The sequence below is a fragment of the Streptomyces sp. NPDC001617 genome (assembly GCF_053596855.1).
Genome location: NZ_JBSFHA010000013.1, coordinates 135,823 through 161,928, shown reverse-complemented (window position 1 = coordinate 161,928; position 26,106 = coordinate 135,823). Strand labels below are relative to the sequence as shown.

The 26,106-nt window shown below is 71.0% G+C and carries 27 protein-coding genes; 14 read left to right on the top strand and 13 right to left on the bottom strand.

Translation table 11 applies throughout. The annotated features are described in order from the left end of the window. Positions 1–404, bottom strand: a 404-nt coding sequence (locus tag ACWC09_RS13345; protein WP_450850640.1) for an FAD-dependent oxidoreductase, incomplete at its 3' end; no start/stop codon positions are given. A 255-nt stretch (positions 405–659) separates the two neighbouring features. Between ACWC09_RS13345 and ACWC09_RS13340 the strand changes: the two genes are divergently transcribed. Both ACWC09_RS13340 and ACWC09_RS13335 read left to right on the top strand, forming a co-directional pair. Next, positions 660–1,076, top strand: coding sequence for a nitroreductase family deazaflavin-dependent oxidoreductase (locus ACWC09_RS13340; RefSeq protein WP_450850639.1), 417 nt, complete (start codon positions 660–662; stop codon positions 1,074–1,076). Beyond that, positions 1,073–1,327 carry a hypothetical protein gene (locus ACWC09_RS13335; RefSeq protein WP_450850638.1) on the top strand — a complete coding sequence of 85 codons (255 nt, stop codon included), beginning with the start codon at positions 1,073–1,075 and terminating at the stop codon, positions 1,325–1,327. The genes ACWC09_RS13340 and ACWC09_RS13335 overlap by 4 nt, the downstream gene beginning before the upstream one ends. Positions 1,328–1,700: 373 nt before the next feature. On the opposite strand, the gene ACWC09_RS13330 is transcribed toward ACWC09_RS13335, so the two are convergent. Further along, positions 1,701–2,513 (bottom strand): SAM-dependent methyltransferase, encoded by an 813-nt coding sequence (locus ACWC09_RS13330; protein WP_450850637.1) that lies wholly within the window; start codon positions 2,511–2,513, stop codon positions 1,701–1,703. Between the two features lie 61 nt (positions 2,514–2,574). On the opposite strand from ACWC09_RS13330, the gene ACWC09_RS13325 reads away from it, so the two are divergent. After that, positions 2,575–3,996, top strand: a complete 1,422-nt coding sequence (locus ACWC09_RS13325) for a PP2C family protein-serine/threonine phosphatase (RefSeq protein ID WP_450850636.1) — start codon at positions 2,575–2,577, stop codon at positions 3,994–3,996. Between the two features lie 24 nt (positions 3,997–4,020). Here the strand turns inward: ACWC09_RS13325 and ACWC09_RS13320 are convergent, their stop codons facing one another. After that, positions 4,021–4,464, bottom strand: coding sequence for an ATP-binding protein (locus tag ACWC09_RS13320; protein ID WP_450850635.1), 444 nt, complete (start codon positions 4,462–4,464; stop codon positions 4,021–4,023). A 264-nt stretch (positions 4,465–4,728) separates the two neighbouring features. Here ACWC09_RS13320 and ACWC09_RS13315 point away from each other — a divergent pair, with 264 nt between their 5' ends. From ACWC09_RS13315 to ACWC09_RS13285, 7 genes are all read left to right on the top strand, one after another. Continuing rightward, the gene (locus tag ACWC09_RS13315) at positions 4,729–5,604 is read left to right on the top strand and encodes a helix-turn-helix domain-containing protein (RefSeq protein WP_450850634.1); all 876 of its coding nucleotides are present in this window, start codon (positions 4,729–4,731) and stop codon (positions 5,602–5,604) included. Then, the gene (locus ACWC09_RS13310; RefSeq protein ID WP_356343959.1) at positions 5,601–5,855 is read left to right on the top strand and encodes a DUF397 domain-containing protein; all 255 of its coding nucleotides are present in this window, start codon (positions 5,601–5,603) and stop codon (positions 5,853–5,855) included. Before ACWC09_RS13315 ends, ACWC09_RS13310 begins: the two co-directional genes overlap by 4 nt. A gap of 83 nt (positions 5,856–5,938) precedes the next feature. After that, complete coding sequence (locus ACWC09_RS13305) at positions 5,939–6,745, top strand: SAM-dependent methyltransferase (protein ID WP_450850633.1); 807 nt, start codon at positions 5,939–5,941, stop codon at positions 6,743–6,745. 246 nt (positions 6,746–6,991) lie between these two features. Continuing rightward, a complete protein-coding gene (locus ACWC09_RS13300; protein ID WP_450850632.1) occupies positions 6,992–7,387 on the top strand; it encodes a hypothetical protein in 396 nt (131 codons plus the stop codon). 167 nt (positions 7,388–7,554) lie between these two features. Continuing rightward, complete coding sequence (locus ACWC09_RS13295; RefSeq protein ID WP_450850631.1) at positions 7,555–9,126, top strand: oleate hydratase; 1,572 nt, start codon at positions 7,555–7,557, stop codon at positions 9,124–9,126. Between the two features lie 132 nt (positions 9,127–9,258). Continuing rightward, positions 9,259–11,025: a protein kinase domain-containing protein gene (locus ACWC09_RS13290; protein WP_450850630.1), complete on the top strand. Its 1,767-nt coding sequence runs from the start codon at positions 9,259–9,261 to the stop codon at positions 11,023–11,025. Between the two features lie 104 nt (positions 11,026–11,129). Next, entirely contained in the window at positions 11,130–11,801 is a 672-nt protein-coding gene (locus ACWC09_RS13285) for a LuxR C-terminal-related transcriptional regulator (RefSeq protein WP_450850629.1), read from the top strand. Positions 11,802–11,854: 53 nt separating this feature from the next. On the opposite strand, the gene ACWC09_RS13280 is transcribed toward ACWC09_RS13285, so the two are convergent. Beyond that, positions 11,855–12,907, bottom strand: coding sequence for a glycoside hydrolase family 5 protein (locus ACWC09_RS13280; RefSeq protein ID WP_450850628.1), 1,053 nt, complete (start codon positions 12,905–12,907; stop codon positions 11,855–11,857). Positions 12,908–13,104: 197 nt separating this feature from the next. Here ACWC09_RS13280 and ACWC09_RS13275 point away from each other — a divergent pair, with 197 nt between their 5' ends. Beyond that, positions 13,105–14,151, top strand: a complete 1,047-nt coding sequence (locus ACWC09_RS13275; protein WP_450850627.1) for a LacI family DNA-binding transcriptional regulator — start codon at positions 13,105–13,107, stop codon at positions 14,149–14,151. A gap of 316 nt (positions 14,152–14,467) precedes the next feature. Here the strand turns inward: ACWC09_RS13275 and ACWC09_RS13270 are convergent, their stop codons facing one another. Continuing rightward, positions 14,468–15,055, bottom strand: a complete 588-nt coding sequence (locus ACWC09_RS13270; RefSeq protein WP_450850626.1) for an NADPH-dependent FMN reductase — start codon at positions 15,053–15,055, stop codon at positions 14,468–14,470. A gap of 85 nt (positions 15,056–15,140) precedes the next feature. On the opposite strand from ACWC09_RS13270, the gene ACWC09_RS13265 reads away from it, so the two are divergent. Further along, positions 15,141–15,602: a MarR family winged helix-turn-helix transcriptional regulator gene (locus tag ACWC09_RS13265; RefSeq protein WP_450850625.1), complete on the top strand. Its 462-nt coding sequence runs from the start codon at positions 15,141–15,143 to the stop codon at positions 15,600–15,602. A 23-nt stretch (positions 15,603–15,625) separates the two neighbouring features. Here the strand turns inward: ACWC09_RS13265 and ACWC09_RS13260 are convergent, their stop codons facing one another. The 8 genes from ACWC09_RS13260 to ACWC09_RS13225 form a co-directional block, all read right to left on the bottom strand. Then, positions 15,626–15,847, bottom strand: a complete 222-nt coding sequence (locus ACWC09_RS13260; protein ID WP_450850624.1) for a hypothetical protein — start codon at positions 15,845–15,847, stop codon at positions 15,626–15,628. 82 nt (positions 15,848–15,929) lie between these two features. Then, positions 15,930–17,102 carry a right-handed parallel beta-helix repeat-containing protein gene (locus ACWC09_RS13255; protein ID WP_450850623.1) on the bottom strand — a complete coding sequence of 391 codons (1,173 nt, stop codon included), beginning with the start codon at positions 17,100–17,102 and terminating at the stop codon, positions 15,930–15,932. Positions 17,103–17,221: 119 nt separating this feature from the next. Beyond that, positions 17,222–18,421: an alanine--tRNA ligase-related protein gene (locus ACWC09_RS13250; RefSeq protein WP_450850622.1), complete on the bottom strand. Its 1,200-nt coding sequence runs from the start codon at positions 18,419–18,421 to the stop codon at positions 17,222–17,224. A 108-nt stretch (positions 18,422–18,529) separates the two neighbouring features. Next, on the bottom strand, positions 18,530–19,477 hold the full coding sequence (locus tag ACWC09_RS13245) for a lysophospholipid acyltransferase family protein (protein WP_450850621.1): 948 nt from the start codon (positions 19,475–19,477) through the stop codon (positions 18,530–18,532). Next, positions 19,477–20,247, bottom strand: coding sequence for a GNAT family N-acetyltransferase (locus ACWC09_RS13240; protein ID WP_450850620.1), 771 nt, complete (start codon positions 20,245–20,247; stop codon positions 19,477–19,479). The genes ACWC09_RS13245 and ACWC09_RS13240 overlap by 1 nt, the downstream gene beginning before the upstream one ends. Before the next feature lie 200 nt (positions 20,248–20,447). Further along, positions 20,448–21,197 (bottom strand): succinate dehydrogenase/fumarate reductase iron-sulfur subunit, encoded by a 750-nt coding sequence (locus tag ACWC09_RS13235; RefSeq protein ID WP_450850619.1) that lies wholly within the window; start codon positions 21,195–21,197, stop codon positions 20,448–20,450. After that, positions 21,194–23,140 carry a fumarate reductase/succinate dehydrogenase flavoprotein subunit gene (locus tag ACWC09_RS13230; protein ID WP_450850618.1) on the bottom strand — a complete coding sequence of 649 codons (1,947 nt, stop codon included), beginning with the start codon at positions 23,138–23,140 and terminating at the stop codon, positions 21,194–21,196. Before ACWC09_RS13230 ends, ACWC09_RS13235 begins: the two co-directional genes overlap by 4 nt. Before the next feature lies 1 nt (position 23,141). After that, the gene (locus ACWC09_RS13225; protein WP_450850647.1) at positions 23,142–23,813 is read right to left on the bottom strand and encodes a succinate dehydrogenase; all 672 of its coding nucleotides are present in this window, start codon (positions 23,811–23,813) and stop codon (positions 23,142–23,144) included. Between the two features lie 120 nt (positions 23,814–23,933). Between ACWC09_RS13225 and ACWC09_RS13220 the strand changes: the two genes are divergently transcribed. Together ACWC09_RS13220 and ACWC09_RS13215 are read left to right on the top strand one after the other, a co-directional pair. After that, complete coding sequence (locus ACWC09_RS13220; RefSeq protein WP_450850617.1) at positions 23,934–24,821, top strand: LysR family transcriptional regulator; 888 nt, start codon at positions 23,934–23,936, stop codon at positions 24,819–24,821. Positions 24,822–24,859: 38 nt separating this feature from the next. After that, positions 24,860–26,089 (top strand): outer membrane protein assembly factor BamB family protein, encoded by a 1,230-nt coding sequence (locus tag ACWC09_RS13215; RefSeq protein ID WP_450850616.1) that lies wholly within the window; start codon positions 24,860–24,862, stop codon positions 26,087–26,089. Positions 26,090–26,106: the final 17 nt, after the last annotated feature.

Genomic DNA, 26,106 nt, shown 5'->3' with positions numbered 1-26,106 from the left:
CCGGGCAGGTCGTAGAAGGTGAAGACGGACTCGCCCCAGCCGGGGCCGGTCAGTCCCTCGGTCTCCTCCGGCAGCAGCCGGGCGCCGGTGGCGACGACGAGGGCGTCGTAGGCGACCCAGCCGCCGACGGCGAAGTACACCGTCTGCGCGTCCAGGTCGACGCGGTCGATGCGGGCCCGGCGGTAGTCGATGCCGTCGTGCAGCTGGCGCGGGCGGGAGCGGACCAGGGCGTGCGGCTGGGCCAGCCCGAACGGCACGAAGAGCAGGCCGGGTTGGTAGACGTGGTTGTCGTCCTGGTCGACGACCGTGATCCGCAGCTCGCTCTCGTCGTACGTGCGGCGCAGCCGGTTGGCGGTCATGGTGCCGGCGGTTCCGCTTCCGAGAATCACGATGTGTTTACCCATGCCTCCACGGTGGTGCGGGGGATGAGATGTGATCAGGGGCCGATGGTCCCCTTTCCGGTACCCACCGGGGTATGCGCCGTCCACACCGCCGCGCCGCCAGGGGCCGAACGGCCCGAGACCCACCCCGATTGTCTCCTCGCCCTCCCCCACCGGCCGCGCTGCACTGAAGGCAGGAGCAGGCGACGGCATCCGGAAGGGTCTCGCACTGCACCGTGCGCAACGCTCCGCGCGTCGGCCACAGGAGGTGGACTCCCCGTGCCCTTTCCCCGGTTCCTGAGCCGCCGGCTGCGCGGCCCCGTCAACAGGACGACCCTCCGTCTCGCCGGTCATCTCGCCTTCGCCGACCTCGAACACGTCGGCCGCAGCACCGGCGTCGTGCGGCACACACCGCTGCGGGCCTTCCGCAGCGGCGACACGGTCGTCGTCGGGGTCAACTTCGGCCGGGAATCCGACTGGTTGAAGAACATCCGGGCCGCGGGCCGATGCCGGATGCGGCTGGGCGGGCAGTGGCTGGAGCTCGATGCTCCTCGGATCGTGCCCGTCGAGGAGGGCGTGCGGGACATGCCGTGGCTGTTCGGTGCGGTGCTGAGGTACGTCGTGCGGACCAGGGAGTGTGTTCAGCTGCCCGTGGTCGGTGGCGTGAGCGCCCGGAGCTCGGAGTCGCTGCCGTGATCGTCGCCGCCTCGCTGCTTCAGCTGCTCATCCTCGTGGGGGCGTTGTACGACACGGCCCGACTGCTGCGGCCGGCCACGGGTTCCCGCCGTGCCGGGCGGCCCAGTCGTCGCCGCGCCGCGCTCGAGGCGACTGAGCGCCGGCTGGTGGATCAGCGGCTGCGCGGGCGGATCGACGCGGGCGCGTACCGGGAGGGGATGCGCCTGGTGGCCGAGGGTCGGGAGGCGCCCGCCCGGAGGGGTCACGGCTGATCCCGGTGGGTGGCGTCCCGGCGTGCGGGCGTCAAGGGCCCGAACGGCCCTCGGTCCGGACCACTCGCCCCTCCTGTACCGGTGGTGGCGTGGTGATCATTGAATCAGGCGCGGATGCCGGGGCCGGCACCGCAAGGGGCTCCCCCGTCCCCCACCGGAACGGCGTCCGCGCCAGGGGGACGGCCACCCGAGGGGGCCGCGGTCGCGAGTGGGTCGTCCATCGCGTTCCCCGCCCAGGTGGCCCGTCCCCCGTGCGGACCGCTCGGTCCCGCCGGGCGAACGGAACAGGCACAACCGCCCTGCGCAGCTCCCGATGAGCCCGGTTCACAGCCTCCGGCGCCGGCGTCCTCGGCGTCGCACGACCCAGCCCCGGTCACCCGCGCTTGCGCCCGACCCCCGCGTACACCCAGTACTCCGAAGGCTTGTCCGGGACCTGCTCCTCCGGGTCCGGGCGCCACAACGGGACGTACACCAGGCCCGGTTCGGTCAGTTCGAAGCCGTCGAAGAGGGCGTGGATCTCGTCGTGGGAGCGGGTGGAGACCTGCGAGGTCGCCCGGGCGTTGTACAGCCGGGTGACGGCGGCGGCCGTCTCCGGGCGGTCCTCGTTCGTGGCGTGGGACAGCGCGAGCCAGCTGCCGTCCGGCAGGGCGTCGCGGAACGCGCCCACGATGCCGGCCGGGTCCTCCTCGGGCGTGACGAAGTGCAGGATCGCGACCATCAGAAGGGCGACCGGCTGCTCGAAGTCGATCAGTTTCCGCAGCTGCGGCGAGGACAGGACGTCGGCGGGCCGGCGGATGTCGGCGTCGACGATGGCCGCGTCCGCGTTGTCGGCGAGCAGCGAGGTGCTGTGGGCGACGGCCACGGGGTCCTTGTCGACGTGGACCACCCGGGCGCCCGGAATCGCGGCCTGTGCCACCTCGTGCACATTGCCCTGGGTCGGGATGCCCGAGCCGAGGTCGATGAACTGCCGTACCCCTTGCCCGGCGAGGAAGCGCACGGCTCTGCCGAGGAAGGCGCGGTTGGCGCGGGCCAGCGTGCGCACCTGGGGGTCGATGGCGGTGACCGCCGCCACCGCCTCGCGGTCGATGGCGAAATTGTGCTCTCCGCCGAGCATCGCGTCGTACATCCGCGCGACACTGGCCTTGTCGGAATCGGCCCCTGGCGGTGGACCTGCGCTGTCGGGCACCACAACATCCTTTCCTCTCAGGGATCTTGACGTCCCATCATATAGTTGCCGTCGACGCGCGGTGATCCTTTGTTCCCGCCGCGCACCCGGTCCCCCCACCCGGAAAGGCACGACCCTGCGGAACGAACCGCGCAGCCCCGCCGACGGTCCTCCTGCCGTCCTGCCCTCTCCGCGCCGGTCGGCCTTCTCGCCCGCGGCCGACGTCATCGGCTCGGAGCTCGATCTCCAGCTGACCGGCAGCCATGTGGTGCACGCCCTGACGCCGGGGTTCTGCGACGCGGCGTCGCTGTATCTGCTGGAGCGCTGGCGCCGCGAGGAGACCGCGTACGCCGCCGTCGACCCGCCGCAGATCGAGGCCCGCCGGCTGGCGCTGCGGGTGGGCACGGACGCGCCCGAGACCTGGGAGGGGGTACTGCCGGTCGGCGAGGTGATCGTCTTCCCCCGGGGGACGCCGTACGCCCGCGCTCTCGTCGACGGGCAGGCGCAGCTGCTGGACTCCGTCGACGCGCACACCACCGAGCGGCTGATCGCCGCCGCCGACGGGGACGAGCGCATCGAGGAGCTGCTGAAGGTGGGGGCGTTCCTGGTGGCGCCGCTGCGGCTGCGGGGCGACACGATCGGCTTCATGGCCTGCTCGCGCGCCCCGGAGCGGGGGCCGTTCCTGACCTCGGAGGTGGCGGCCGCGGAGTCGCTGGCCGCGCGGGCCGCCGTGGCTCTCGACAACGCGCGCCGCTACGAGCGCGAGCGGCGCACCGCGCTGGCCATCCGCAACAGCCTGCTGCCCGGCGCGGTCCAGGAGGTCGAGGGCTGCCGGATCGCCCATGGCTCGCTGCCGGCCGGACAGGGCACGATCATCGGCGGTGACTGGTCGGACGTGCTGCGCCGGCCGGGCGACCGGGTGAGTCTGATCGTCGGGGACGCGATGGGGCACGGCCCGGAGTCCGCGGTAGCGATGATCCAACTGCGCACCGCGGTACGCACATTGGCGGGCCTCGACATTCCCGCCGCGGAGCTCATACGGCGGCTCGACGCGCTCGCCAGCGAGACGCCGGGCGCCTCCTTCGCCACCTGCATCTACGCCGAGTGGGACGCCCGGCAGCGGACCTGCACCCTGGTGGGCGCGGGACACCCGCCGCCTCTCCTGCGCGGCCCGGACGGCCGCACCGCACCGGTGCCGCTCGTCGGAGCGGGCCTGCCCCTCGGGCTCGGCACCGGCAGCTACGAGCCGACCGTGCTGAGCATGACCGAGCCGGGTCTGCTGGTGCTCTACAGCGACGGCCTGGTCGAGTCCCGGGACGCCGACATCGACCACGAGATCGCCCGCCTCGCCCGGCACGTGGACGAGGCCGCCGTAGAACCGCTGAACGGCGGCTACGACGCCCTGTCCGCGCTGTGCAAGCAGCTGCTGCGGGCCCCCACGGGTACGGCCGGTGGGGACGACCGCACTCTGTTGCTCGCCGAGCTGACGCCCGCGAAGGACTGAGACTCCTCCCGCCGGCGCGTGCACTCAGGCCGTCAGGTTCGCCCACACGGCGTTGCCGCCGGTGAGCCTCGACCGGTCGACTCCCCAGGAGACCGCGAGCTGTTCCACCAGAAGCAGTCCGCGTCCGCCCTCGTCGTCGGGGCCCGCCTCGCGACGGGACAGCTCACGGCGGCCCGAGTAGTCGTGGTCGTGCACCTCCAGCCGCAGGCACACATCGCTCAGGAACCCGATGCCGCACAGGATCCGCGCGCTGAGGGTGTGCCGTACGGCGTTGGTGGCCAGCTCGGACAGGAGCAGCACCGCGTCCTCGCACAATTCGACCGGAAGCTGCCAGCCGGCCAGCCGGGTGCCGACGGAGCGGCGGGCGACTCTGATGCTGGAGCGGTGGGCCGGGAGTTCGAGCCAGTGGGTGCGGTCGGGGTCGGCCGCGTCTAACAGCTGGGGAGCCGAAGTGAGGTGGGGGGACACGGTGTTGGCCTTCCGTGGGGGCGGGCGCAGCCAGGCGCGGGGAGACGCCTTGCACGTCGGAGCACACCAACTCGTTGGGGGGTGGGGACGGTTGACGGACCGCGCTCGCGTTCGGCAGCACGGTTCACACAAGTAACTATGATCGCACCCAAGTTCAACCTGCAACAGACCTGCTGATAATTTCAACGGGCCGATATCGGTCTGGTGACGTCAACAAGTCGCTGACAGACTCGACCGGGTGACAGTTCCTCAGGAGGTGCGGGCGTGAGCGAAGGCCGTCAGAGCACGGGGGGCAACAGTGCCCCCACCGTGCTGCGCATGATCCTCGGCCGACGGCTGCAGGAGCGGCGGCAGGGCGCGGGCGTCTCCCTCGAGGACGCGGCGAAGGCGCTGCGGGTCACCTCCCTGACGATCCGCCGCCTGGAGAAGGCGGAGGTCGGCCTCCGGCCCCTGTACGTGGAGCTGTTGCTGCATGCGTACGGGGCGGACCGGCAGGAGATCGACGAGTTCGTGGCCCTCGCCGAGCGGGCCAACGAGCCCGGCTGGTGGCACACGTACCGCGATGTCCTGCCGGGCTGGTTCAGCGCCTATGTGAGCCTGGAGAGCGGCGCGCGCACCCTGCGCACCTACGAGCCGCACTACGTCACGGGGCTGCTGCAGACCCGCGCCTACGCGCGCGAAGTGCTCAGCGGCGGCTTCCCGAACGAGGCCGACGAGGACCTGGAACGGCGCGTGGACCTGCGGCTGCGGCGGCAGAGCCTGCTGGAGAGACCGGACGCGCCGACGCTGTGGGTGGTGATGGAGGAGGCCGTGCTGCACCGGGTGGTGGGCGGCCCCGAGGTGATGCGGACGCAGATCGAGCGGTTACTCGAGGTCTCGGAGCTGGAGCACATCAGCGTCGACGTCGTGCCGTTCACCGCGGGCGCCCATGTCGGTGCCTGCGCGCCGTTCACCTACTTCCGCTTCGAGGCGCCGGAGCTGCCGGACATCGTGTACAGCGAGATCCTCTCCGGCGCGATGTACCTGGACCAGCGCTCCGACGTAGTGGCGCATCTCGAGGCGCACAACCGCATGTCCCTGCTGACCTCGGACGCGGACAGCAGGGCACTCCTGAATCGCATGCGCAAGGAGTACTCATGACCACCATCGACTGTCACCACGTCTACAACGGGATGCCCGCGACCGCTCTCGGCGAGCAGGGCTGGGAGTCCCCGTGGAGCGGCCCCAACGGGGGACAGTGCGTGCAGACGAAGCAGCTGGCCGACGGCCGCGTGGCCCTTCGGCAGTCGACCGATCCGGCCGGTCCCGCGCTGATCTACACGCCGGAGGAGATCGCCGCGTTCGTCGCCGGCGTCAAGCGCGGCCTGGCCGACCACCTCGCCACCGGCTGAACCAGGACCCGAGCGGGAAGGATCCTGCCGGCCCCGGCCGCGACCTGCCCGACACCCCCACGCTCACCATTGAAAGGGACAGGATGACCAACTCGCACGCCGCGCGGGACATCGACACCAGCAGGCCCCACTCCGCCCGCATGTACGACTACTACCTCGGCGGCAAGGACCACTTCGAGATCGACCAGAAGGCGGCCGAGTCCGTCGCGGCGGCCTACCCGGGCATCTTCGTGTGCGCGCGCGAGAACCGTGCCTTCATGCACCGTGCGACCCGTGTGCTCGCCCGGGAGCACGGCATACGCCAGTGGCTGGACATCGGCACGGGCATCCCGACCGAGCCGAACCTGCACCAGGTGGCCCAGTCCGTCGTCGCCGATGCACGGGTCGTGTACGCCGACAACGACCCGCTCGTCCTCAAGTACGCCGAGCGCCTGATGCGCAGCACCCCCCAGGGCCGCACCACCTACATCGAGGCGGACGTCAACGACCCGGACGCGCTGCTGAACGCGCCCGAACTCGCCGCGGTCCTCGACCTGGACCGGCCGGTGGCCCTGTCCCTCAACGCGCTGATGCACTTCATCACGGACGCCCAGGACCCGTACGGCATCGTGAACCGGCTGCTGGCCGTGCTTCCCTCGGGCAGCGCGCTGGCCCTGTCCCACTGCACCCCCGACTTCGACCCGGACACCTGGCAGAAGGTGACCGACATCTACAACGGCGCCGGTACACCCGTGCAGTTCCGCTCCCGGCAGGACGTCGCCCGCTTCTTCGAGGGGCTCGACCTGCTCGACCCCGGCGTCGCCGTCGGCCACCGCTGGCGCCCGGACGGCGCGTCCGAGGCCACGGACGCCGAGGTCAGTCTGTGGACCGGGGTGGGCATCAAGCCGTAGGGCCGAGAGGGAGATCCATGGGGCCGGTCGGCCCCGGAACCGGGTGCGGGCCTTGGGCCGTTGGTCCCCGGCCCCGGGGGCCGGCCGGCCCCTCTTGGCTGCGACGCCCCTCGACGGCACGGACACACGGGTGGCTGCCTGCTCCACAGAAGTGGCCGCCGCGCACCTGCGCCGCGGCACTGCCCACCCATCCCTTTCGGCGACATCCACCTGGACGACCCGGCCGACGCGACCACTCCCGTCGTAGTGGTCTCGGCGGGTGTCGGCGGCACCCCGATGACGGGCATGCCGGCCCACCTCGCCGCGCTGCGCTCCCCGCGCCCGGTCCTGGTCCCGCACGCCGACCGCTCCCTGTCCGAGCACGCCCTGCGCTCCGGGACACGCGAGCTGGTCGGTCAACTGCCGGTCGCTCGCGCGGAGTTCTGGTACGAGCAGCCGGGATCGGAAGAACCCGCCACCCACACGGGCCTGATGGGCCTCGACGGCGTCGAACTCCCCGCGGACGCCACGGTGTTCCTGTGCGGCCCGCTGCCCTTCATGCGCACGGTCCGCGCACAGCTCGTCGAGGCCGGGATTCCTGCCCGCCGTATCCGCTACGAGGTCTTCGGCCCCGACCTGTGGCTGCCGGGCCCGACTGCCTGAACGGGCTCGGGTCCGCGCCCGCGGCCCGATCCGCCGGACGGCCCTCGACCTGCGCGGGCCGTCCGGTCCGCGCAGGTGACCAATGGCCCACTGACGGCCCCCGGTCCGGGAGGGAAGCGTGGGGTGTGCGGTTTCCGATCGACGTGTGAGAGACGAGGAGTTGGGCCATGGCGAAGGCGTATCTGGTGGGCGGGGGCATCGCGTCGCTCGCCGCGGCCGCGTTCCTGATCCGCGACGGCGGCTTCCAGGGGACGGACATCCACCTCTTCGAGGCACAGCGGCAGCTCGGCGGCAGCCTGGACGCGGGCGGCACTCCGGAAGCCGGCTACTCCATGCGCGGCGGGCGGATGTTCGAGGCGGAGTTCCGCTGCACGTACGACCTGCTGTCCGGCATCCCCTCGCTGGACGACCCCTCGGTGTCGGTGACGGAGGAGATCCTGGCCGGGCACGAGGAGTTCGGCTGGGACGACGTATCGCGGCTCGTCGACGGCAAGGGGCAGATCCTCGACACGTCCTCGATGGGGTTCTCCGAGCGCGACCGGCTGGAGCTGGTCCGCTGTCTGGCGGCACCCGAGGGCCACCTGGACGGCCAACGGATCACGGACTGCTTCGGCGAGCACTTCTTCACCACCAACTTCTGGTTCATGTGGTGCACCACGTTCGCCTTCCAGCCCTGGCACAGCGCGATCGAGTTCCGCCGCTATCTGCGCCGCTTCATCCACCTCTTCCCCGAGTTCGCCTCCATGTCGGGCATCCATCGCACCCGCTACAACCAGTACGACTCCATCGTGCGGCCCCTGACGGCCTGGCTGCGCGAGCGCGGCGTCGTCGTCCACACCGCGACCCGGGTCACCGACCTCGGCTTCGCACCGGGACAGCACAGCGGCACGGTCGAGACGCTCCACATCACCCGGGCCGGGCGCGAGGAGAAGATCTCCGTGGCCCCCGAGGACCTCGTGCTGGTCACCAACGGCTCGATGACGGACGCCTCCAGCCTCGGCACCCACACCGCTCCTCCGCCGCCGGCGCCGGGCCGTTCGGACGCCTGGCTGCTGTGGCACCGACTGGCGCGCGGACGCGATGAGTTCGGCAACCCGGCCGCCTTCGACAAGCATGTCAAGGAGTCCCGCTGGGAGTCGTTCACCGTCACCGCCAAGGACCCCGCCTTCCTCGACGCGCTCGCGGAGTTCAGCGGGCGCGAGACCGGCCGGGGCGGCCTGATGACCTTCACCGAGTCCAACTGGCTGCTGTCCATAGTGGCCCAGCGCCAGCCGGTCTACCGCGAGCAGCCCGAGGGCGTCTCGGTGTGGTGGGGCTACGGGCTGTTCCCGGGCCGTGCGGGCAACCACATCCCCAAGCCGATGACGATGTGCTCCGGCCGGGAGATCCTCGAAGAGGTCCTGTACCACCTGCGCTTCGAGGGGGAGCTCGCGGACCGCGTCCTGGCGACCTCCACGGTCGTGCCGTGCGTGATGCCGTACATCACCAGCCAGTTCCTGGCCCGCCGCCGCGAGGACCGGCCGCACGTGGTGCCCGAGGGATCGGTGAACCTCGCCTTCGTCGGACAGTTCGCCGAGGTACCCGACGACGTCGTCTTCACCGTCGAGTACTCGGTGCGCACCGCCTGGACGGCCGTGTCCCGGCTCCTGCACCTGGACCGGCAGCCTCCGGCGGTCTACAAGGGCCACCACGACCCGCGGGTGCTGGCGGCCGCTCTGGAGACCATGCACCGGCGGTGAAGGGGCGGGTCCCAAAAAACTGATCGAAACCCTGTCTCCGGGCCGGGGACGCGTTAGCCTCGTCTTCCCTCAGGGGGCGAACTGACATACGACGAACATCACTTCGGGGGATCAGTGTCAGAAGACCGGCCGGTGGCACCGGACCCGGCGCCGGACGACGCCGCCGCGCTGCGGCAGTCCGGCGCCGCGCCCCTGCACTCGGGCGACCCGCGCCGCATCGGCCCCTATGTACCGCTGGCCCTGCTCGGCAGCGGCGGCATGGGCCGGGTCTACCTCGCCCGTCCCGAGGACGGCGGCCCCGGCCTCGTCGCGGCGAAGGTGATCAGGCCGGAGTACGCGGACGACCCCGGATTCCGGCGCCGGTTCGAGCGCGAGGCGTCGGTGCACGACCTGGTCCGCACACCGCACACTCCGAGGCTCTGCGGCACGGGCTTCGAGGACCGACTTCTGTGGATGGCCACCGAGTACCTCCCGGGCCTCGATCTGGCGGACGCCGTACGTGAGGACGGGGCTCTGGCGACCGCCGCCGTGTGGCGGCTGGTGGCGGAGCTCGGGCGGGCGCTCGCCGACCTCGCCGCGGCCGGGATCGTGCACCGGGATCTGAAGCCGTCCAATGTGCTGCTGTCCGTCCAGGGCGCCCATGTGATCGACTTCGGCCTGTCGAAGGCCGTGGACGCGAGCGCCCTGACCGGTACCGGCAACCGGGTGGGCACCCCGGCGTACATGTCACCGGAACACCTGAGGACGGGCACCTGCGGACCGGAGTCGGACGTGTTCTCGCTCGGCGCGACGCTGGTCTACGCGGCGACCGGTCAGGCCCCGTTCGGCGACGGCACCGGTGTCGACGTGATGCATCGGGTGGCCTTCGAGGAGCCCAACGCGGAGCTGCTCGGCGCGGTCGCTGCGGCGGATCCGGAGCTCGCCGCCCTGCTGTCCGTCTGCCTGGCCAAGGAACCGGAGCGTCGGCCCGCTCCGCGGGAGCTGGTCGACGCGGCCTCGGCCCGCGCCCAAGTGACCGACTGGCCCGAGCCGTTGGCGGGCAGGGTGCTGACCCGGCAACGGGCGTACGAGGTGCTCGACCGCCTCCCGGTCGACAGGACCCCCCGCCTGCGCTCGACGGACGACGGGCCGACGGCGGCACCCCCACCGCCGACCGGGCAGGCGGACCGGCCCGCCGTGCCCGCGGCCGTACTCCCTGCGGAGACGGCGGCGACGGCACAGCCGCCGGAGCGGTTAGCCGCGGACGGCGCCCGCGGCCGCACGCGGGCCCGAAGAAAGCCACTCCTCGTCGTCGCCGTGGGAGTGGTCCTCTGTGCGACGGCCGCGGGCGTCCTCGCCCTCGCCCGCCCGGACCACTCCGCGTCGGCCGCGTCTCCGGGGACGGGAACGACGCGTGACGACTCCCTGCCCGGCATCACCGTCTCGGCGATTCCAGGGGCCTCCGGCCCGTCGTCCGCGTCCGGCAAGAGCGTCGACGGCGCGGCGAGGGCCGCCGACTCCCCCACCCCGTCCACCCCGTCCGCCCCGCCCGTCTCCGGCTCGGCCGACCCCCACGGGGGCGGTTCTCCCGGGGCTCCGGCCACCGGGCCGAGCGCATCCAGCGGGACGACCGTGCCCTCCGCGGGAGTCTCCTCCGAGCCCGCGGCCCCGCCCTGGATCTCCGACTGCACCTACTACTCCGGCAGCGGCCGCACCCGTGAGGGCGACAGCGGCAACCGCGTCCTGCAGGTGCAGTGCATGCTGACGAAACGCGGATACGACGTGGGCGGTTCGGGCGTGGACGGCGAGTTCGGTCCCGACACCACGGCCGCCGTGGAGAGCTTCCAGAGCGACAAGGGGCTGAAGGCCAACGGCGTCGTACGCCGGGGCACCTGGGCCGCGCTGCGCGAAACCGACTGAGCGCGTGATCGATACCACAATCGAGACGATGTCGTTTCGATAGCGACGGGACTAGGCTGGCCCACACGTGAACGAAACGGTTTCGTTCAGGGGAGAAGCACGCCATGACCTCCGTACTCGTCGTCCATGACCAGTCCCTGCAGCGCCTCGGCCTCCGTATGCTCCTCGCGGCCGAACCCGATCTGACCGTCGTCGGCGAGGCGACGACCCCCTTCGAGGCCACCGACATGAGCGCCGGCCTCCGGCCCGACGTCGTCCTCATGGGCGGCCGCGTCTCCGACGCGGACGGCATCCAGGCCATCCGCCACATCAGCCGCCCCACCGTGCCGGGAGAGCGCCGGCCGCGGATCCTCGTCCTGACGCCCACCAGCAGCGAGGCCTACGCCTCCGCCGCCCTGCGCGCCGGTGCCGGCGGCTTCCTCCCGCAGGAGGCCACCCCCGAGGAACTGATCGCCGCCGTCAGGGTCGTGGCCGCCGGGGACGCGGTCATCACGCCCACCCTGACGCGCGCGCTCATCGAGACCGTCCGACAGGAGCAGCCGGTCCCCCGTCCCACCCGGGCCGTCGACCTCGGCACGCTCACCGGACGTGAACGCGACATCCTCGCCGCCGTGGCCTCCGGCTGGTCGAACGCCGAGATCGGCCGGCGGCTGTCCATCGCACCGACCACCGTGAAGTCCCACGTCAGCCATATCCTGGCCAAGATCGGCGCCCGTGCCCGTGTGCAGGCGGTGGTCTTCGCCTACGAGTCGGGGCTGGTACGCCCGGCGGCCTGACACGGACACGACCGGCGGGCAGCGCCCCGCCGGTCGTGTCGATCAGCCGCGGATCACTTCTGGACGGGCTTCCCCCGGCCCCAGGCCCACGCCAGCCGGTCGGCGCCGGACTGGTTCGTCGTGACCAGCCAGGGCCTCGCGGCGTCGCCGGTCAGCTTCTGGATCGAGTACGTGTCGTCCGTGCGCAGGCCCGGCCAGTACACGGAGCCCATACCGAGCGCGCGGGCGGTGTCGGTCTCGGCCTGGATGAAGTTGACGGAGTTGTCGTCCGGCGTCGGCTTGTCGTAGTCGAGGCCCGTGGTCATCGGGGCACCGAACTCGTCGATGACCGTGCGGCTCGCGCAGTCGCCGATGCGGTCCTTGAGGTCGGTCACCCACTGGTCGTAGGTGGCGTACGACTTCCAGAAGCCGTAGTGGTGCAGGGAGAGGTAGGTGCCCTTCAGGCGCGGGTCGGCGCAGACCGAGGTGACGTGGTCGTTGTAGCCGGCACCGCTGACGAAGACGCGGTTGCGGGGGACGGACGGGTAGGTCGCGAGCCACTTCGCGGCGATGTCGGCCCACTGGGCGTCGGTGTAGCCGTGCGGCTCGTTCATCGGCTCGAAGTAGACCTTCGGGTCGTGCTTGTAGGCCTTGACCACGGTGTTCCACATCGGCCAGTACGTCGACTCGTCGTCGATGAAGCCGTCCTTCTGGTCGCCCGTGCCCTCCCAGTAGGACAGGATGACCTTGAAGCCGCGGTCCGAGGCCGCGTCGACGACCCCGCGGTACGACTTCCAGTACGCGCCGTTGACCGTGTAGGGGTTGATGGGCAGCCGGACGGTGTTGGCCCCCAGGTTGGCGCGGAACGCCGAGATGATGCGGGTCGCCTTGGCGTACGTCTGGGCGTAGCTGTCGGAGGTCGACAGGCCCGACAGCTGGAGATAGTCGTTGGCGTAGTTGTCGCGCGGGTCGGCCCAGTTGACACCCTTGAACTGGGTCGTGCCGGTCGGCGCGGCGGAGGCTGGGCTGCCGGCCAGGGTCGCACCGCTGACCGCGGCGATCGCGACCGCCACACAGGTGGCGCGCAGCCCGGAGGTGAGGCGGTTTCTGGCGGGGGTCTTGCGCATCGACGTGCCCTTTCAAGAGGTGGCGGCTCGGCGCTCCGCATGTTTACGTAAACATCGCGTACCGTCGGAGGGGATGTTTACGTAAACTCGGCGGCGCCGGAATCGTGGCATCCGCCTCAGCGGCAGTCAAGGTTTCTCACGCGTAACATCCCGCGCATCGCGCAACAGGCCGCGCGGGCCGGGCCAAGGAGGCACCAGTGGTGGAACGGGGCGGTTCCGGTGTACCCGGCGGACGCCGCAAGCAGCGGGTGTCCATGGCCGATGTCGCCAAGCTCGCCGGTGTCTCGTCCCAGACGGTCTCCCGGGTCTCCAACGGCCATGCCGGGGTGATCGCTTCGACCCGGGAGCAGGTGCTCGCCGCGATGCGGGAGCTGGGCTATCGCCCCAACAGCGCGGCGCGTGCCCTGCGTTACGGCCAGTTCAACACCATCGGAGTGATCCTGTTCAGCCTGTCCTCGACGGGCAACAGCCGCACGGTCGAGGCGATCGCGACGCACGCGGCGGCCGAGGGGTACGCGATCACCCTGATCCCGATCGACGTGCCGACCCAGGACAACGTGCTGGGAGCCTTCACCCGCATGGGCGAGCTGGCCGTCGACGCGGTGATCGTCATCATGGAGATCCATCTCCTGGACACCGGCACGGTCCAACTCCCGCCCGGCGTCCATGTCGTGGTCGTCGACTCCGACGCCGGCGACCGCCACAGCGTGGTCGACACCGCCCAGGCCGACGGCGCCCGCAAGGCGGTACGGCATCTGCTGGACCTGGGGCACCGGACGGTGTGGCATGTCACCGGACCCGAGTCGTCGTACGCCGGTCAGCGCCGAACTCAGGCCTGGCGCAGGGTCCTTGAGGAGGCGGGGCGTCCCGTGCCGCCGCCGCTGCACGGCGACTGGTCGGCCGAGTCGGGCTACGCGGCCGGCCTCACGCTCGCCGAACAGCCGGACTGCACCGCGGTGTTCGCCGCCAACGACCAGATGGCGCTCGGCCTGCTGCGCGCCTTCCACGAACGCGGATGTGACGTCCCCGGGGACGTCAGTGTGGTCGGCTTCGACGACATCCCGGACGCGGCGTACTTCGTGCCGCCGCTCACCACGGTCCACCAGGACTTCGCGGAGGTGGGCCGACGCTGTGTCGAGAAGGCGCTGCACCAGATCCGCACCGGCGGCGACTCCCGCCCCGGCACCGATCTCGTCCCGGTCAGCCTGGCTATCCGGCGGAGCACGGCCCCGCCGAGGAGCTGACGTCACCCGGCCCACGCCGCCGGCGCCTCGACGCGACGCATCACCTCGCGGCAGGGGTCGATCGAGGTCGGCGGGGTCGCGGACCTGTGCGTCCCGGACCGGCCGCTGCTCGGCCTGGATCGGGGTGATCGACCTGGGGCCGGGCGTCGGGAAGGCGGGCGGACGGATCGTGGCGGTGGGGACGCCGGAGGAGGTGGCGGGGGGCAGGGAACGCCACGGCGCCGAATCCGACGCAGGCGTTGCGGCCCGGCAGGCGCTGAGGCCGACCCTCACCTGCGTTCACTCGCGGACGCGCGCCGCGCGCACGAACAGCCCGTCAAGCCGCCGCTTCCGCTTGCGACCTGGCGTCACGCACTCCCCTCAGCGCGCCGGCCCAGGCGATCACCTGGTCGAGCATGCCGTGGACGGCGGCCTCGAAGCCGTCCTGCGGGACGAAGGTGCCGGTCGAGAACGTGGGGATCAGGGGGACAGCGGGCTGGGCGCGGACCGTGGCCACCTGAAGCTCGGCGAGCACGAGCCGCAGCGCCTCGGCGGCCCGGACGCCGGCCGCCCAACCGCCGTAGCTGACGACGCCGGCGGCCTTGTCGTTCCACTCCCGGTAGACGTAGTCCAGCGCGTTCTTGAGCGCTCCGGGGAAGGAGTGGTTGTACTCCGGGACCAGGAAGACATAGCCGTCGAAGCCGTCGATCAGTTCGGCCCAGGCGCGGGTGTGCGCGTGCTCGTACTGCCGGAGGTTCGGATTGCCGCCCTCGTCGAGGTTGCCGAGGCGGTGCTGGGCGAGGTCGATCAGCTCGTAGTCGGCGCCGCCGTAGGTGCGCGCCGTGTCGAGCACCCAGGAGGCGATCTGCTCGCCTCGACGTCCGGGTCGCGTGCTGCCGAGGATGATGCCGATGCGGAGTGTCATGGGTGCCCTTTCGAGAGAGTTGACGCATCAACTCTACGAAGGGCGAGTTGATGCGTCAACTCACCCGCCCGGTATGCTTCCCGCCATGGCCGAGACCACCACCCTGGAACCCGACGAATGGGAGTTCTGGGACACCTGGATGCGCGCGCAGCGCCTGCTCGCCCGGGAGTTGGAGCGTGACCTGCAGCGTGACTGCGGTATCTCGAAGGCCGAGTTCAGCGTGCTGGTGACGCTGACGAAGGCGTCCGGTCGCGAGCTGCGCGTCGGTGAGCTGGCGGAGTCGCTCGCGTGGGAGAAGAGCCGGGTCTCGCACCAGTTGACACGCATGGAGAACCGCGGCCTCGTGGAGCCGGTTCAGAGCGGGGCCGGCGGCCGGCGCACCGGGGTCCGACTGACCGCCAAGGGCCGCCTGGCCGCCGAGGGCGCCGTCCTCGGTCACGCGGGCAACATCCGCCGCCACTTCCTCGACCACCTCACGCCCGCACAGGCGGCGGTCATCCGGGCGTGGAGCGAGCAGACGGTCGACCGCATCGAGAGTGGATCTTGAGCACGTAGCCGACGGCGGCGCCGTCAGGTCCCGGCTCGTTGTTCGTCCCGCCTCGCCGAGGCGATCACCGCGGAGACAACGGTGGTCGCGGCGAGGGTCCCCATCATGACCATCCCTACGCCGACCATGTACAGGCCGCCGACATCGTCCGACCAGTCGCAGGAGGCGGCGACGGTCAGGCCGGCGTTGGTGCCGGTGTGCTGGGCGGCGTTCCGGCGCCATGTCGTGGGTGCTGTGGAGCGCATGTACTCAGCTCCGACCGAGTACGGGAGCCGCGTCAGAAGGGTCCCGGCCTGAGCGGTCGGGACCCTCGTCGCATGCCGGTTGCTACGGCGTCACGACCTTGCCGCCGAACGTCACCGCCAAGCTGCCGTCCGAGGCGAAGGACCAGCCCAGGGCGCCGGAGTACGAGGAGCAGCGGGAGCCGTTCGTACCGGTCCAGAACTGGTTGGTGCTGTCGGCGTCGCCGACCGTCTTGTCGTTGGAGCCGGAGACGGCGAAGCGGCACGAGGTGTTGGTACGGAAGACCGACGTGCCCGCGTCGAAGGAGAAGTTGCGTTCCGCGTTGTCGATGCTCGCGTTGTTCGAGATCGCCATCGTGCCGGGGTTGCTGTTGTACGTGAACCCGTGGTGGCCGTTGCGGTAGGCGATGCTGTGCCGGACGACGTGGTTGACCGCGATGTCGTCGCCGCCGAGCTTGTAGCCGTTGCGGTCGCCGTTGGAGTTCACGGTGCCGTCACTGAGCGTGCCATTGGTGTAGGAGAGCGAGTACTCGATGGTCACGGGCCCGATCGCGCCCGTGTCGGTCTTGGTGTAGAGGTCCCAGCCGTCGTCGATGTTGTTGTGCGAGACGTCGTAGCGGAACACGTTCCCGGTGCCCGTCGTCAGCTTCGAGGCGAACCCGTCCGCGTCCTCCCCGTCGGAGTCCGCGTTGTCGTGCGACTCGGAACTGACGATCAGGTTGTTCGACGGCCACTGCGAGCTGGGCGTGCTGGAGGAGATACGGCCCAACTGCAGCCCCGTGTCACGGTTGTACGCCGTCACCACCCGCTCCACGACGTTGTTGCTGCCGCCGACGTAGATGCCGTTGTCGCCGGCGTGCTGGACGGTGATGCCGTAGAGGTGCCAGTAGTCGGCGTTGAGCTGGATGCCTCGGTTCGACGAACTCTCGCTCTGCGCCGAGAAGTTGAGCACCGGTGTCTCGCCCGGGTAGGCGGTCACCGTGGTACGGGCGCTCGACGTGCCGTTGCTGCCCGCCGGGATCGTGACCGTCGACGAGTAGCTGTACGTCCCGCCGCGCAGATAGATCGTGCCGCCCGAGGCGATACGGCTGATCGCCGTGGCGAGTGTGGTCGGGGCGGACTGTGTGCCGGCCGCGCTGTCGGTGCCGCTGGGCGACACATACTGCGTGCTGCTCGCGGCCTGGGCCGGCGTGCCCGAGAGTGCGACGAGCGCGCCGGCCAACAGGCTGACCGACGCGAGGATGGATCTCACGTGCATGGGGTGCCTCCGGTTCGTGCGGGACCAGGGGTGCCGTGCAGGAGAAAGCGCTTTCTCACGTTCTCAGACGGGAACGTAAGTGCTTGCTATGAACGCGTCAATAGCCGGGTTCTTGATTCTTATTCACGAACATGAACAAGGGTGGGCTTGTCGAGGAGGCCGGCGACGAGGTCGCGCGGCAGGCCGTGGGTGTCGTGGAGGTAGCCGTAGTCCTCGTCGCGCAGCGGCCGTTGGAACTCCGGGCGGGACAGGACACGCCGACCGCGTTCCAGGAGCTTCGTGAACCGCCGCTCCTCGCCGAGGAGTTCGTCGCGGATGCCGTCGATGTCAGGCGTCTGACGGAAGTGGTCGAGCGTGTGGCCGAGCAGCTCCGGAGGCAGGTCGGTCAGGGTGCGGGAGGGATCATCGCGCCGGAGGGTGGTGAGGAGGCGGCGGACCAGCCGGCGCAGCACATACCCGCGGCCGGTGTTGGACGGGCGTACGCCGTCGCCGAGGACCACGATGCTCGAGCGAAGGTGGTCGCAGACCCGACGCAGCGACGGCTCGTCGTCCAGGCCCCACAGCGAGGGCAGCGTGCGCAGCCACGGCTCGAACAGGTCCGTGTCGTAGACCGACCGGCGGCCCTGCAGGACGGTCACGAGCCGCTCCAGGCCCATGCCGGTGTCCACACTGGGCCGACTGAGGGGGTGGAGGCTGCCGTCCTCGTGGCGGAGGTGACGCATGTGGACATGGTTCCAGATCTCCACCCAGCGGGGGTCGGTGGTGGGCGTGCCCTGGGGCGGTGTGTCCTCGCCACCGGTCCAGACGAAGATCTCCGAGTCGGGGCCGCACGGTCCGACGGGCCCGTTGGACCACCAGTTGTCCTCCACGGTCCGCTCCACCGGCAGCCCCGACTCCTGCCAGGTGCGCAGGGATTCGAGGTCCGGGCCGACCTGGTCGTCGCCGCCGAAGACGGTGACGTACAACCGCTCCCGCGGGATGCCGAAGCCGTCGCGGAGCAGCTCGTAGCCCCACTTGAGGCTCTGCACATGGCTGTAGTCGCCCAGCGACCACGAGCCGAGCATCTCGAAGACCGTGAGGTGGGTCGGATCGCCGATCTCGTCGAGGTCGGTGGTGCGCAGACAGCGCTGGACGTTGACCAGGCGCCGGCCCTCGGGATGGGGGCGGCCCAGGAGGTGGGGCGTGAGGGGGTGCATGCCGGACGTGGTGAACAGGACCGGGTCCGAGGGAGGGGGCAACAGCGTGCTGCCGGTGACGAGTTGGTGCCCGCGCTCACGGTAGAAGTCGAGGAAGATCCGTACGGTGCGCTCGGTGTCCATGGCGGTGCCCTTCAGGTCGTGGCGACCGGAAAGAACCGCGAGGGCACAGGCGTACGTACGACGAAGTCCCGGCGGTCCGTTTCCGGCCGCCGGGGAATCGTGCTGAGGTCAGGCGTCGGCAGCCGGGGAGCTGGTCGCTCGCGCGGCTGCGGTCCGGGTTCGCCTGGTGACCTCCATGAACGCAACGGTAACGCCGGTCCCCCGGACCGCGCTCGGATTTTCCCGGCGGCTCGGGTCGGCGGACCGGCTCCCGGCCACCAACGCGGCGTGCGTCCAGTCGGGTTGGGCCGTGTCCCCCGGCTGTGCGGCCTGCGCCAGGGAGCGGCGGTCGGGGTGGCTGCCCGCCGGAATGGCCTCCCGTACCTCCACCTCGGCCACGAGCCCCCGCGTCATCGCGACGCGCCATACCGAGGCCAGCAGCGAGTCCTCGCCGATGAAGGCGGGCGCCGTGCTGGCGGAGCCGCCGGCCACCCGATAGCCCAAGTGCACGGGCTGGACGGAGACCTCGGCGTCCAGCGCCGCCTGGAAGACGGCGCGCCGGAAGGTGCCCTGGGCACGGCCGCACCAGGTGCTGCCCTCGGGGAAGACCCCGACGGCCTGCCCGGCGCGCAGGGCGTCGGCGATACGGGCCACGGTGTCGGGAAGGGCCCGCAGCCGGTTGCGGTCGATGAACAGGGCACCGCGGGCGGCCACCGGTCCGGCGACGGGCCAGTCCCGGATGTCGGACTTGGCGAGCATCCGGGCCGGGCGGACCGCGGCGAGCAGCGGGATGTCCAGCCAGGAGATGTGGTTGGCGACCAGCAGCAGCCCGCCTGTCGGCGCGGCGGCGCCGGTGACACGGACCCGGACCCCCGCGGCCCGTACGATCCACCGGCACCACCGCCTCACCCACCCGGCGGGGATCCTCCCGCCGAACGGCGACAGCGCGATCCCGACGAGCATCAGGACCACGACCGCCGCGATCCGCGCCACGGCACGCGGTAGGGCCGTGGCGGACCCCGTCTGCTCGATGCACGCCCTGGGGGTGCAGGGCGCGCTCGGCATCCAGACGCTCATCAGGCCGGGACGAGGGAGAGGAAGTGCCGCAGATAGCGCGCGTTGACCCGGCGCATCGACAGCAGCACGTACAGGTCGGCGACCCCGAAGTCCGGGTCGTGGGCGGGCTCGGCGCACACCCAGGCACCGAGGCGGAGGTAGCCACGGAGCAGGGCCGGAAGCTCGCCGGGTGCGGCCGGGGCGGCGGCGTTCGCAGTCCAGGGCAGCAGCGGCCGTACGCGATACTCCTCCGGAGCCAGGTACTTGGCCCGCACCCGGTCCCAGGTGGCCGAGGCGAGCGCACCGCCGTCGGCCAGCGGGATCGAGCAGCAACCGGCCAGCCACTCGTGCCCGCGGTCCACCATGTAGCGGGCGATGCCGGCCCAGATGAGGCCGATGACGGCGCCGTCGCGGTGGTCGGGGTGCACGCAGGAGCGGCCGACCTCCACGAGGCCGGGGCGGATCGCGTCGAGCGCGGTCAGGTCGAACTCGCCCTCGGAGTACAGCCGTCCGGCGACGGCGGCCCGCTCCGGCGGCAGCAGCCGGTACGTCCCGACGACCTGGCCGGTCATCTCCTCGCGCACCAGCAGGTGGTCGCAGTAGGCGTCGAAGGCGTCGATGTCGTAGCCCGGCTGGGGGGTGGTCAGCAGGGCGCCCATCTCCCCGGCGAACACCTCGTGCCGCAGCCGCTGCGCGGCACGCACGTCGGCCTCGTCGCGGGCGAGGGAGACGGAGTAGCGGGTGGGGGCGGCGGGCTGAGCGGGGCGGTCGAGGGTGGTGGTGCCGGTCATGGCTCTCTCCTGGTCACGCGCCGGTTCGGGGACGGTGGCGGTACACCTGTTTCTTCCGATGCCGGTTGGCGTGCGCGTGTCCGGTGCCAGGAGAGCGGATGTGCGCTGATTGAACGGCTCGCCCCGCACATGCGAGACGGGGCCGGGGAGCACCCTCCCGACCCCGCCCGTCCGCACGATTTCGGCGAACGTTCACGGTGCTACCGCTTCGCGACCTTCCGCGTAGCCCGCAGCCACTCCTTGTTCATACTCGTAATGGAGACCAGCGGAATCCCCTTCGGGCAGGCGGTCGCACACTCCCCCGTCAACGTGCAGCCACCGAACCCCTCTGCGTCCATCTGCGCCACCATGTCCAGCACCCGCGTCTCCCGCTCAGGCGCCCCCTGAGGCAGCACATTCAAGTGATTGACCTTGGCCGACGTGAACAACATCGCCGCCCCGTTGGGACACGCCGCCACACACGCCCCGCACCCGATGCACTCCGCGTGCTCGAAGGCGAAATCGGCGTCCGGCTTGGGCACCGGCGCCGCATGCGCCTCCGGCGCGGCCCCGGTGGGCGCGGTGATGTACCCCCCGGCCTGGATGATCCGGTCGAACGCCGACCGGTCGACGACCAGATCCTTGATCACCGGAAACGCCGACGCCCGCCACGGCTCGACGTCGATCGTGTCGCCGTCCTTGAAGGACCGCATGTGCAGCTGACAGGTCGTCGTCCGCTCCGGCCCGTGCGCATCCCCGTTGATTACCAGGGAACACGCACCGCAGATGCCCTCGCGGCAGTCGTGGTCGAAGGCCACCGGATCCTCACCGCGCAGGATGAGCTCCTCGTTGAGCGTGTCGAGCATCTCCAGGAACGACATGTCGGAGGAGATGCCGTCCACCTCGTACGTGGACATGGCGCCGTCGGCGTCGGCGTTCTTCTGCCGCCAGACGCGCAGGGTGAGCTTCATGCGTAGCTCCGCTGAGTGGGATGGACGTACTCGAAGACCAGGTCTTCCTTGTGCAGGGTCGGAGCCTCACCGGTGGCGGTGAACTCCCAGGCCGCCGCGTAGGCGAACTCGTCGTCCCTGCGGGCGGCTTCGCCGTCCGGCGTCTGCGACTCCTCGCGGAAGTGCCCGCCGCAGGACTCGGCCCGGTGCAGCGCGTCGAGGCACATCAGCTCGGCGAGCTCCAGATAGTCGACGATGCGGTTGGCCTTCTCCAGCGACTGGTTGAACTCCTCACCGGTGCCGGGGACCTTGATCCGCCGCCAGAACTCCTCACGGATCTGCGGGATGCGCTCAAGTGCCTTGCGCAGACCGGCATCCGTCCGTGCCATGCCGCAGAACTCCCACATCAACTCGCCGACTTCACGGTGGAAGGAGTCCGGGGTGCGGTCGCCGTCGACGGAGAGGAGCAGGTTGATCCGGTCCTCCGTCTCGGCCAGCACCTCCTGCACGACCGGGTGTTGGTCGGTCACCTCGCCCAGGTGCGGGTTGCGGGCGAGGTAGTCGTTGATGGTCGCCGGCAGCACGAAGTAGCCGTCGGCCAGCCCCTGCATCAGCGCGGAGGCGCCCAGCCGGTTCGCCCCGTGGTCGGAGAAGTTGGCCTCGCCGATCGCGAACAGGCCGGGGACGGTGGTCTGCAGGTCGTAGTCGACCCACAGCCCGCCCATCGTGTAGTGCACGGCCGGGTAGATCCGCATCGGCACCTCGTACGGATCCTCGTCGGTGATCCGCTGGTACATGTCGAAGAGGTTGCCGTACTTGGCCTCGACGGCCCCCCGCCCCATCCGCTCGATGGCGTCGGCGAAGTCGAGGTAGACGCCCTGACCGCCCGGCCCCACTCCCCTGCCCTCGTCGCACACGTTCTTCGCGGCGCGGGAGGCGATGTCGCGCGGGACCAGGTTGCCGAAGGACGGGTAGATGCGCTCCAGGTAGTAGTCGCGCTCGTCCTCGGGGATCCTGTTCGGCGGACGGTCGTCGCCCTTGGCCCTGGGCACCCAGATCCGGCCGTCGTTGCGGAGCGACTCACTCATCAGCGTCAGCTTCGACTGGTGCTCGCCGGTGCGCGGGATGCAGGTCGGATGGATCTGCGTGAAGCAGGGGTTGGCGAAGAAGGCGCCGCGCCGGTGGGCCCGCCAGATGGCGGTGGCGTTGGAGTTCATGGCGTTCGTCGACAGGTAGAAGACGTTTCCGTAACCACCGCTCGCCAGTACGACGGCGTCCGCGAAGTAGGTGTCGATCTTCCCGGTGATCAGGTCTCGGGCGACGATCCCGCGCGCCCGCCCGTCGACGACGATCAGATCGAGCATCTCCGTACGCGGGTGCATCTCGATGTTCCCCGCGGCGATCTGCCTGCTGAGGGCCTGGTAGGCGCCCAGCAGCAGCTGCTGACCCGTCTGGCCGCGGGCGTAGAAGGTCCGCGAGACCTGGACGCCGCCGAAGGAACGGGTGTCGAGCAGACCGCCGTACTCCCGTGCGAACGGCACGCCCTGCGCCACGCACTGGTCGATGATCTCCACCGAGATCTGCGCGAGCCGGTGGACGTTGGACTCCCGTGCCCGGAAGTCGCCGCCCTTGACGGTGTCGTAGAACAGCCGGTGGATGGAGTCGCCGTCGTTGCGGTAGTTCTTGGCCGCGTTGATGCCGCCCTGTGCGGCGATGGAGTGGGCGCGGCGCGGGGAGTCCTGGTAGCAGAACTGGACGACGTGGTAGCCCTGTTCGGCGAGGGTGGCGCCGGCGGAGCCGCCGGCGAGGCCGGTGCCGACGACGATGACCGTGTGCTTGCGCCGGTTGGCCGGGTTGACCAGCTTGGCCTCGAAACGGCGCTTGTCCCAGCGCTCGTTGACGGGGCCCGAGGGGGCCTTGGGGTCGGTGACCGGTTCGCCGGTGACGTATTCGGTGTAGGTCATGTCAGCTCACCACTCCGGTCATGACGCCCACGGGGACGGCGATGAAGCCGGCCGTGAGCAGCAGTGCGAGGACGTTGCCGATGGTCTTCAGGGCGCGGTCGCGGGTGTGGCTGCCGACGCCGAGGGTCTGGGCGGCGCTCCAGAAGCCGTGCCGGACGTGCAGGCCGAGGGCGAGCATCGCGACGATGTAGATGACGTTGCCGTACCAGGTGGAGAAGGTGTCCACGACGTTCTGGTACGGGTGCCCCTCCTGGAAGCCGCCCGAGTGCACGGTGCCCGTCGTCAGGTCGAGGAGGTGCCACACGATGAACAGGCCGAGGATGATCCCTCCCCAGCGCATGGTGCGGGTCGCGTAGCTCGCCCGCGGCTTCCTGTGCACGTACTTGCTGGGCCGTGCCCTGATGTCGCGGCGGCTGAGCTGGTACGCGGACGTGGCGTGGGCGACGACCGCGACCACCAGCACGACGCGGATGAGCCAGAGCGTCCACTCGTAGTGCATGAACGGTTCGCCGATGGTGCGCAGCCAGTGGGCGTAGTGGTTGAACTCGCCCGCGCCGAAGAAGATCTTCAGGTTGCCGATCATGTGGACGACCAGGTACAGCAGCATGATCACGCCGCTGACGGCCATCACCGTCTTCTTGCCGACGGTGCTGTCCCACACGGTGCGCGCCATGGACGGCCGTCGGTCCGTCCGCGTTGCCAGAGCCATGGGTCAGGACGCTAGGGCCGAACGGCCCCATCGGTCCAAGACATGGTCCGGCTTGATTCGATAGACTACGACTATCGTGGAAGGATGCAGTTCCAGCAGCTCCAGTACTTCGTGGCGGTCGCCGAGACCCGGCACTTCACCCGGGCCGCCGATCTGGTCCATGTCGCCCAGCCGTCCCTGTCCCAGCAGATCAAGGCGCTGGAGCGGGAGCTGGGGGCCGATCTGTTCCTGCGGGCGCGCGGCAACATCACGCTCACCGACGCGGGCGAGGCCCTGCTGCCCCTGGCACGCCGCATCCTGGCCGACGCGGACACGGCGCGGCACGAGGTGCAGGAGCTGGTGCAACTGCGCAGTGGGCGGGTGCGGTTGGGGGCGACGCCGAGTCTGTGCACCGGCCTGCTGCCGGACGTACTACGCGCCTTCCACGACCGCTATCCCGGCATCCGGCTACTGATCGAGGAGGGCGGGTCGCACGATCTCGTACGGGAGCTGGCACGAGGTGCGCTCGATCTGGCGCTCGTCGTCCTGCCGCTGCCCACGCCGGCGCCGGCGCTGACGACGGTGGAGCTGCTGCGTGAGGACCTGGTCGTGGTGTCCTCACCGGAGGCGCTCGCGCCGGGTGGCCCGGGCCGGCGCACGGTTCGCGTCTCCGACCTGGAGGGCGAACGCCTGGTGATGTTCCGGCACGGCTACGACCTGCGTGAACTGACCGTCGCCGCCTGCCGCGCCGAGGGCTTCGAGCCCGACTTCGCGGTGGAGGGCGGGGAGATGGACGCGGTGCTCGGCTTCGTGCGGGCGGGGCTGGGCGTAGCGGTCGTACCACGGATGGTGGCGGCTCGCTCGGGACGGGGGCTGCGAGTGACACCGCTGACCCGTCCTGGACTGCACCGCACCATCGCGCTGGCCCACCGCAGCGATGTGGCCCCGCCGCGCGCGGCACGGGAGTTGCAGCGGATGCTGCTGGAGCGCTGAGCCGCCGTAGCATGGGGCTCTCCGGTGCGGGGGTGGACATGCGAATTCGTGTGGCGGGCGCGGGGCTGATGGCGCTGTTGCTGGCCGGATGTTCGGGTGCGGGGGACACACCCTCCGCCTCGGGGCATACGACGGTCTCGTCGCCGGCCGCACCGACCGCACCGCTCAGCGCCTCCCCCGTGTCGGGCCCCTGGCGACCGTGGACCGTGCCGCTGTCGGCACAAGAAGCGCGCGGCACCTGCGATGTGACGACTCATCAGGTCGTGTGCGCCGGCACCGCGGGCGCTCTTGTCGGCCGGTCCCGGGCCACCGGAGAGGTCAACTGGGCGGTCCCCGGAAGCGGCGGCAAGGGCAAGAGCGCGGGACTCGTCGTCGACGCGGCGGACGAGCGGGCCGTGACAGGTGTCGGGGACGTGATAAGCGCCGCCAGCCTTCGTACGGGCGCGGCGGCTTGGACACGCCGGCTGGCCGACGGCAGTACCGCCGACGCTCTGAAATCCGCCGACGGCACCGTCTACGTCCTCGAAACGCAGGCCAATGCCTCCCGGAACGTCGCGCTCGGCGCCTTCCGCGCCTCCGACGGCAAGCTCCTGTGGCACCGCACGCTCGACGCGGACACCTCAGGAGGCCTCGCCGCCTTCGACGGCCGTGTCTACACCACCGACGGCACCCGGGTCACCGCCCGCGACGCCGACACCGGGGAGGCACTGGCGACCACTCCCGAGGGCACCGAGTGCCCGGCGCTCATCTCGGGCAGGCGCTACCTGGTGTGCACCGGCAGCCCGATCTCCGCCGGGGACGTCTTCCCGCCGTTGCGACGCCTTGACCCGGGCACGCTCAAGCCGCTGCCGACGCCCGAGGACTCGGGGGACAAGCCGGAGCGTGGGCTGATCTCGTCCGACGGCGTGCTGGTGCTGTTCGAGGACAGCGCGGAGGATCCGGGCGCCGGCTACTGGAACGCGTACGACCTCGTCCACGGGCGCAAGCTGTGGGGCTACTACACGACGACCGAGGAAGCCGCCCTGGCCGACGGCCGGTTCGTGACCTTCACCCCGGTCAACGACACGGCCGTCAGGGGGCGCGTGATCACGATCGACCTGCACGCGGGCCCGAAGGCCACGGGAAGCGCCGCGCCGCGCATGTCCGCACCGTATCCGCAGACGAGGGACGGCGAGTACCCCCGGCTCGCGGTACCGGGTGGCGACTCGGGCCATGTGATCGTCCGGGCCTACACGCACCGCTCGCTGCGCTCGATCCCGCTCCCCTGAGGCTCGCCCGACGAGGG